Annotated in this window: 6 protein-coding genes; all 6 read left to right on the top strand. The window is 43.4% G+C overall.

Annotated elements, in window-relative coordinates:
- Nucleotides 1–896: IS110 family RNA-guided transposase (locus OCV82_RS09440; RefSeq protein ID WP_154044194.1), on the top strand; the 896-nt coding region annotated here is incomplete at its 5' end.
- 104 nt (nt 897–1,000) lie between these two features.
- Nucleotides 1,001–1,198, top strand: a complete 198-nt coding sequence (locus tag OCV82_RS09435) for a hypothetical protein (RefSeq protein ID WP_154043669.1) — start codon at nt 1,001–1,003, stop codon at nt 1,196–1,198.
- A gap of 349 nt (nt 1,199–1,547) precedes the next feature.
- Nucleotides 1,548–2,921 (top strand): DNA repair protein RadA, encoded by a 1,374-nt coding sequence (radA, locus tag OCV82_RS09430; protein WP_154044193.1) that lies wholly within the window; start codon nt 1,548–1,550, stop codon nt 2,919–2,921.
- A 59-nt stretch (nt 2,922–2,980) separates the two neighbouring features.
- Nucleotides 2,981–4,624: an NAD(P)/FAD-dependent oxidoreductase gene (locus OCV82_RS09425; RefSeq protein WP_154044192.1), complete on the top strand. Its 1,644-nt coding sequence runs from the start codon at nt 2,981–2,983 to the stop codon at nt 4,622–4,624.
- Between the two features lie 44 nt (nt 4,625–4,668).
- Nucleotides 4,669–5,250 (top strand): response regulator transcription factor, encoded by a 582-nt coding sequence (locus OCV82_RS09420; protein ID WP_154044191.1) that lies wholly within the window; start codon nt 4,669–4,671, stop codon nt 5,248–5,250.
- Between the two features lie 85 nt (nt 5,251–5,335).
- On the top strand, nt 5,336–7,747 hold the full coding sequence (locus OCV82_RS09415) for a TonB-dependent receptor (RefSeq protein WP_154044190.1): 2,412 nt from the start codon (nt 5,336–5,338) through the stop codon (nt 7,745–7,747).
- Nucleotides 7,748–7,762: the final 15 nt, after the last annotated feature.

Below are 7,762 nucleotides of genomic sequence, written 5' to 3'. Positions count from 1 at the left end.
TGAAGGTTGTGGTGGCGACAATAGACGGAGTAGGCATCCAACGTGATACCCGCTCATTCAAAACCTTCACGAGTTCTTTGAATGAATTGAAAGAATGGCTATTGTCCAATGGTGTAACGCATGTGGCAATGGAAAGTACCGGTGTTTACTGGAAACCTGTTTATAAGGTACTTGAAGATTCCATTCCCAATGTCTGGATAGTCAATGCCCGTCACATAAAGAATGTTCCGGGTCACAAGACAGACAAGATGGACAGCGAATGGATCTGCAAGCTTCTTTTGGCAGGTCTTCTCAATCCGAGCTATATTCCTCCCAAGGAGCAGCGTCAGCTTCGTGACCTGACTCGCTACCGGAACAAGCTTATTCAGCAGATAGCTTCAGAGAAGAACCGTATGATGCGTATTCTTGAAGACTGCAACATCAAGCTTTCAAGTGTTGTAAGTAACACAAGCGGTACGACAGCTACTTCTCTTATTGATATGCTTTGTGAAGGTAAAGTCCTTACTCTTGATGATATAAAGTCAGTTTACCACGGAAAACTGTCAGCCAGTCCGGAAGAGTTGTTGGAGGCGTGTACCGGTTTTGTTGAAGATCATCACATTTATCTTCTCCAGATGATCCGAAAGGATATAGACCAGACTCAGGCTTTGGTTGATGATTTGTCCGAACGTATAAAGAGACTGTTGTCCAAGTACGATAATGTCCTTGAACTTCTCAGGGAGATTCCCGGTTTTAGCACCAAAGTTGTAGAGGATCTGGTTTCTGAGATAGGTCTTGACATGTCCCACTTCCCTTCAGAAAAGCATCTTTCGTCCTGGGCCGGTCTTTCTCCGGGCAACAACGAGAGTGCGGGCAAAAAAAAAGCGCACGAATCACTCACGGAAACAAACAGGTAAAGGCGGTAATCACAGAAGCCGCATGGGCTGCGACCCGTACAAAGAATACGTTTTTCAGTGAGAGATACCATCGTATAGCTGCCCGCAGAGGAAAAAAACGTGCCTTGATTGCAGTGGGACATTCTCAGTTGATATCCGTTTATCTGATACTGAGTACGGGAGCCCGTTACCATGAACTTGGTGCACAATATATGCAATCCAAGATAGAGCAGAAACGCAAGGTATATTTGTCTTCCGAACTTAAAAAGCTTGGATACAATGTCTCGCTTACTAAAGTTCCACAAGCAGTAACACCCAATTAACAATACAGACCAAAGGCCGACTTTTACTGGAATTACCATAGTCCGAAAATGAAATTGGTCTCAACAGCTAAGCGCCAAAGATTGTGACTTATGTACACGTGTATGAAACTTTTAAATTCTTAGCTGTTGCTATTTGTCATCGTATAATCGTATAATAGCCGCATTTGTGTTTTCATGAGTGCTAATCTTTCTTTTGTCAAAACACTCGGTTTTATATCAATTTTAGTATAAACCTGTCCTACTTTATGTGTAGGACGCTTAATATTTACGTATGAAAAACTGTGTTTTTCATTTGTCTCTACGCTCACCTTTCATTACTTTTGCATATTATACATTATCAAGCTCAACAATGGCAAAAGACAAAACAGTATTCGTATGCACAAACTGCGGACAGGAGTCACCAAAATGGATTGGTAAATGTCCTTCATGCGGACAGTGGAACACTTTTTCGGAAGAAGTGGTGAGAAAGGAAACACCTGTGGCAAAGCATGCCGTCCACGGTATTGAATCCATTCGTTCAAAACCACAATATCTTAAGGAAATTGTTTCATCGGACGAACAGAGAATTGACCTTATGGACGACGAGCTGAACAGAGTGCTCGGTGGCGGACTGGTGCAAGGTTCGCTCACACTGCTTGGCGGCGAACCGGGTATAGGCAAGTCAACCCTAGTTCTGCAAACAGTACTACATTTGACCAACAAAAGAATACTGTATATATCAGGCGAGGAAAGTGCGCGACAACTCAAGCTGCGCGCGGACAGAATAAAGCATAACGGAGAGAGCGAACTGCTCATAGCATGCGAGACCTCGCTGGAACAGATTTTTGCTAATATAAAGAGTACTTCTCCGGACTTGGTTATTATTGACTCCATACAGACTATTTCTACAGAGAATCTCGACTCATCGCCCGGAAGTATAGTACAGGTGAGAGAATGCTCGGCAGCAATACTGCGATTTGCAAAGGAAACGGGAACTCCGGTCATACTGATTGGTCATATCAACAAGGAAGGAAGCATTGCCGGGCCTAAGGTATTGGAACATATCGTTGATACTGTACTTCAGTTCGAAGGCGACCAGCACTATATGTACCGAATACTGCGAAGCATAAAAAACCGTTTCGGAAGTACCGCCGAACTGGGTATATACGAGATGCGTCAGGACGGTCTGCGTCAGGTAAGCAATCCTTCTGAACTGCTGCTCACACAGGATCATGAAGGAATGAGCGGAATTTCCATAGCCTGTGCAACTGAAGGTATCCGTCCATTCCTTATCGAGGTACAGGCACTTGTGAGTACTGCTGCCTACGGAACGCCTCAACGCTCGGCAACAGGGTTCGACATCAGAAGAATGAACATGCTGCTTGCTGTACTGGAGAAACGTGTAGGGTTCAAACTGGCCCAAAAGGATGTATTCTTGAACATTGCCGGTGGACTGAAGGTGAACGACCCTGCTATCGACCTGGCTGTGATAAGTGCCATTCTGTCAAGCAATATGGACACCGAAATAGAATCGGGAGTATGTATGGCAGGCGAAGTGGGACTGAGCGGTGAGATACGCCCTGTGAACAGAATTGAACAAAGGATAAGCGAGGCCGAGAAACTTGGTTTCACACGTATGCTGGTGCCAAAACATAATCTGCAAGGATTGGACAAAAAGAAAATAAAGATTGAACTTGTTCCTGTAAGAAAAGTGGAAGAAGCATTCAGGGAACTTTTCGGATAAGAAACTATCCAAACTCATCAACTAACAACTAACAACTAAAGACTAACAACTCCACCAAGATGGTAAACGAATATCAACTCAGAATATTGCCTGAACAGGCTGCAAGCGAACAGTCGCTGAAGACATATATCAGCCGCGAAAAGGGGCTTGACATCAGAACTATCAATGCCGTGAGGGTACTGAAAAAAAGTATTGACGCACGCCAGCGTACCATATACGTAAACGTAAAGGTACAGGTGTTCATCAACGAAGTACCGGATACACAGGAATACACCCCTACTGAGTACAAAAACGTGAGCGGAAAGCCTCAGGTGATTGTTGTGGGCGCCGGTCCGGGAGGACTGTTTGCCGCACTGCGACTTATAGAGCTTGGTCTGCGTCCGGTAGTAATTGAACGCGGAAAGAACGTACGCGAAAGAAAAGAAGACCTGGCAAAAATCAGCCGCGAGCATAAGGTTGACCCTGAATCGAACTACAGCTTCGGCGAAGGTGGAGCAGGCGCTTATTCCGACGGCAAGCTTTACACAAGAAGCAAGAAGCGCGGCAATGTGGATAAGATTCTGAATGTGTTCTGCCAGCACGGAGCCAGCACCTCAATCCTTATAGATGCACACCCTCACATCGGAACAGACAAACTGCCAAGGGTGATTGAAAACATGAGAAATACCATTCTGGAATGTGGTGGAGAAGTTCACTTCAAGACCAGAATGGATGCCATTATTATAGAGAAAAATAAGGTTGTTGGCATTGAGACCAACGACGGAAGGACTTTCAGAGGTCCGGTGATACTTGCCACCGGTCATTCCGCACGCGACGTTTACCGCTGGCTATATGCCAACGGGGTGAAAATGGAGACTAAAGGTCTTGCCGTAGGTGTACGTCTGGAGCATCCGTCAATGCTTATCGACCAGATTCAGTATCACAACAAGAACGGAAGAGGCAAATATCTTCCGGCAGCTGAATACAGTTTCGTACAGCAGGTTGACGGACGCGGTGTATATAGCTTCTGTATGTGTCCTGGTGGTTTTGTGGTTCCTGCCGCAAGTGGTCCTCACCAACTGGTTGTAAACGGAATGAGCCCAAGCAACCGTGGTACGAAATGGAGTAACTCGGGTATGGTGGTAGAAATTCGTCCTGAAGACTTGAACGACCCTACCCTGCAACTGCAGGCATGCGAAGTGATTGAAGGCTCTGCAGAACAGCAGACAGAGGAACTGATACGCAAGACTGCCAAGGATGGAGAACAGTCGGTTCTGGCAATGATGCAGTTCCAGGAAAGACTGGAACAGATATGCTGGCAACAGGCAAATATGCGACAGACTGCTCCCGCACAAAGAATGGTAGATTTCACAAGAAAGAAACTGAGTTACGACCTTCCTGTCACTTCCTACAGCCCTGGCATTATATCATCACCACTACACTTCTGGATGCCTAAATTCATCAGCGAACGTCTGAGCAAAGGATTCGAGATGTTCGGCAGAAGTTCGCGCGGATTCCTCACCAACGATGCGGTGATGATTGCAGTGGAAACACGTACATCGGCGCCTGTCAGAATTGTACGCGACAACGAAACGCTGCAGCATGTCACAGTGGAAGGACTCTTCCCTTGCGGTGAAGGTGCAGGTTATGCCGGAGGAATAGTATCGGCTGGGGTTGACGGAGAGAGATGTGCAGAAGCTGTTGCTGCGTTAATGAGAATTTAAACACCATTTAAATACCATTTAAACACTGTTTAAACGATAATAAAATGATTCCTGAAATTGCCATAATCGAAAAGAATACTCTTACGGCACTTGGATTGCAGACCATATTGGAAGAGTTGATACCGCAGGCTGTCATACGCGTGTTCCACTCGTTCGAAGCTCTAATAGACGATACTCCGGACATGTATGCACACTATTTTGTGTCGACATCAATATATTTCGAGCATACCGCTTTCTTCCTTGAAAGAAAGCCAAAAAGCATAGTGTTGTCAGCCGGAGAGCCGCAGATTCCGGTTGGCATTCCTGTGCTCAACACCTTTCTGCCACAGGAAAAGCTGATCAAAGCTTTTATGGATATGCGTAGCAAGGGACACGAAATGACACATCATCCGGTCAAACCTTTACAAAACGAAAACATCAATACTCTTTCTGCCAGAGAAATTGAGGTGCTGGTTCTTGTAACCAAAGGACTGATAAACAAAGAAATTGCTGATAAGCTGAACATAAGCCTCACAACGGTAATATCACACAGGAAAAACATAACGGAGAAGCTTGGCATAAAATCCGTTTCCGGACTGGCTATTTATGCCGTAATGAACGGATATATTGATGCCGACAGCATATAAAATCATAATAAATTAGGATTGTACATTTTCACCAATTGAGTTTCCTTTGCATCCGGATTTACAAAAACGACAAACAGACTAAAAAATGAAAAAAGGTACAGTTCTAAAATCATTGAAGATAATGGCAGCAGGTGTAACTGTCATCTCTGCTGCGACACCGGCATATAGCATGCCTAAGGAGGAAACAGCAGAAGCTCCAAAAGACACAACACGAGTAATAGACATTGAAGAAGTTATAGTAATAGCTACTCCTAAAGAAAACAACAGACTGAGACAACAGCCTCTTTCTGCAACATCTTTTTCGCAAGGAGATATGAGAAACAACTCTGTGACTTCTGTAAAATCATTGTCCGGACTTGTTCCAAACCTGTTTATACCTGATTACGGATCTAAACTTACCACATCAGTTTACGTAAGAGGTATAGGCTCAAGAATAAATACCCCTGCCGTAGGACTATACGTTGACAATATTCCTTTTATTGACAAATCGGCTTTTGATTTCAACTATTCAGATATAGAACGTATAGACGTATTGCGCGGTCCGCAGGGTACTCTGTACGGACGCAACACTATGGGTGGTCTTATACGTGTATTCACTAAATCTCCTTTTTCATATCAAGGTACAGACATAAGCCTAGGAGCAGCCACTTATAACAACTATAAGGCTTCGGTAAACCACTATCATCGCATTTCTGACAAATTTGCATTTTCAGCAGGAGCTTTTTATGAACATGAAGGAGGCTTCTTTGAAAATGTGGCACGTAACAACGAAAAGATAGATAAAGGTGACGAAGTAGGTGGAAGAATGAGAGCTATCTGGTTGCCAAAAGACAATCTTAAACTGGACTTTACAGTAAATTATGAATATTCCAACCAGGGAGGTTATCCATATCAGCTGACAAGCCTTTCTGAAACAGACATCTACTATCAGGACTTGAAAGGGGACTTGGGTAAAGTAGCATACAACAATGAATGCGGATATATGCGTCATCTCCTCAACGGTGGGTTGAACCTTGAACATCAGGCAGACAACTTCATTCTGAGCAGTGTTACAGGTTTCCAGTATCTGAAAGATGAAATGAACCTTGACCAGGACTTCACAAGAAAGAATGTCTATACTATGTCACAGAGACAGAATTCAAAAACAATAAGCGAAGAAATAGTTCTGAAATCAAAACCGGGACGCCGCTGGCAGTGGACTACCGGCGTGAGCGGTTTCTACCAATGGCTGGATACTGAAGGGCCTGTGACTTTCCATGAGGATGGTATTTCATCATTAATGGAAAACAATGTAAACGGTATATTCAAGAAAATCAAAGAAGAGTACCCTATGATGCCGGACATGAGTCTTGATATAACAGATGAAAACATATTAATTGGTGGAAACTTCAAATCTCCAATGCTCAGTACGGGAATATACCACCAATCAACAATAAATGATATTATCTTTGAAGGACTTTCATTTACAGCAGGTTTAAGAATGGAATACGAAAGATACTGGCTGGACTATAACTCTAACACCAATATCAATTTCGATTTTAAAATAGCTGTTATGCCTATGCCATTCAAAGGATTGAACTCTTCACCGAAAGTAAATGGTAATATAAGCCATGACTATATTCAGTTATTGCCTAAATTCGCCCTACAATACGATTTCAACAAAAGCAACAATATCTATGCATCAGTATCTAAAGGTTATCGTTCAGGAGGATACAATATACAAATGTTCTCTGAAATAGTACAAGGAGAAATGATAAATGGAATGATAGCTGTATTGGACGAAAAGAGCCACGGTTTGGTTTCACAAATGGGAGGAGACAAAATTCCTCACTATGAATTCAACATTCAGGAAACAACAATGTATAAACCTGAATATTCATGGAACTACGAAATAGGTTCGCATATGACCATGTTTGACGGACGACTTCAGGCAGATGTAGCCGCATTCTATATGGACACTCACGACCAACAGATTTCACGATTTGCAGCAAGCGGCTTGGGACGTATAACAGTAAATGCGGGCAAGAGCAGAAGCATCGGTGGTGAACTGGCTCTGAAAGCACAGATAACAGATGCATTCAGCCTGAACGGTAATTACGGATACACTCATGCCACATTCACCGACTACGTAGTAAGCGATGAAGTAAACTATAACGGCAACTATGTACCATTCGTTCCACAGCATACTTTCAACATTGGCGGACAGTACATTTTCCGAATGAAAAGTGGATCATGGCTTGACAATATAATGTTGAATGCCAACTATAAAGGAGCCGGACGTGTATATTGGACAGAACAAAATAACGCATACCAGAATCTTTACGGTACACTGAACGGACGTATCAGCCTGAACAAAGGAAACGGACAGATAGGTATCTGGATTAACAATGCACTTAACACAAAATACCAGGCTTTCTACTTCGAATCAATGAACAGAGGATTTGCACAGATGGGACGCCCGATGCAGATAGGTGTCGATTTAAGATGCCGATTCTAATTACTTACTACATAA

It is taken from the genome of Bacteroides cellulolyticus (assembly GCF_025567135.1).
GTDB classification, from domain to species: Bacteria; Bacteroidota; Bacteroidia; order Bacteroidales; family Bacteroidaceae; genus Phocaeicola; species Phocaeicola cellulolyticus.
Note: the sequence above shows the minus strand (reverse complement) of the source record. Positions and strands in the feature narration are given on the sequence as shown.

What these genes read in the sequence shown, in the direction of transcription:
- radA (WP_154044193.1), top strand. Translation starts at nt 1,548, where the DNA reads ATGGCAAAAGACAAAACAGTATTCGTATGCACAAACTGCGGACAGGAG.
- OCV82_RS09425 (WP_154044192.1), top strand. Translation starts at nt 2,981, where the DNA reads ATGGTAAACGAATATCAACTCAGAATATTGCCTGAACAGGCTGCAAGC.
- OCV82_RS09420 (WP_154044191.1), top strand. Translation starts at nt 4,669, where the DNA reads ATGATTCCTGAAATTGCCATAATCGAAAAGAATACTCTTACGGCACTT.
- OCV82_RS09415 (WP_154044190.1), top strand. Translation starts at nt 5,336, where the DNA reads ATGAAAAAAGGTACAGTTCTAAAATCATTGAAGATAATGGCAGCAGGT.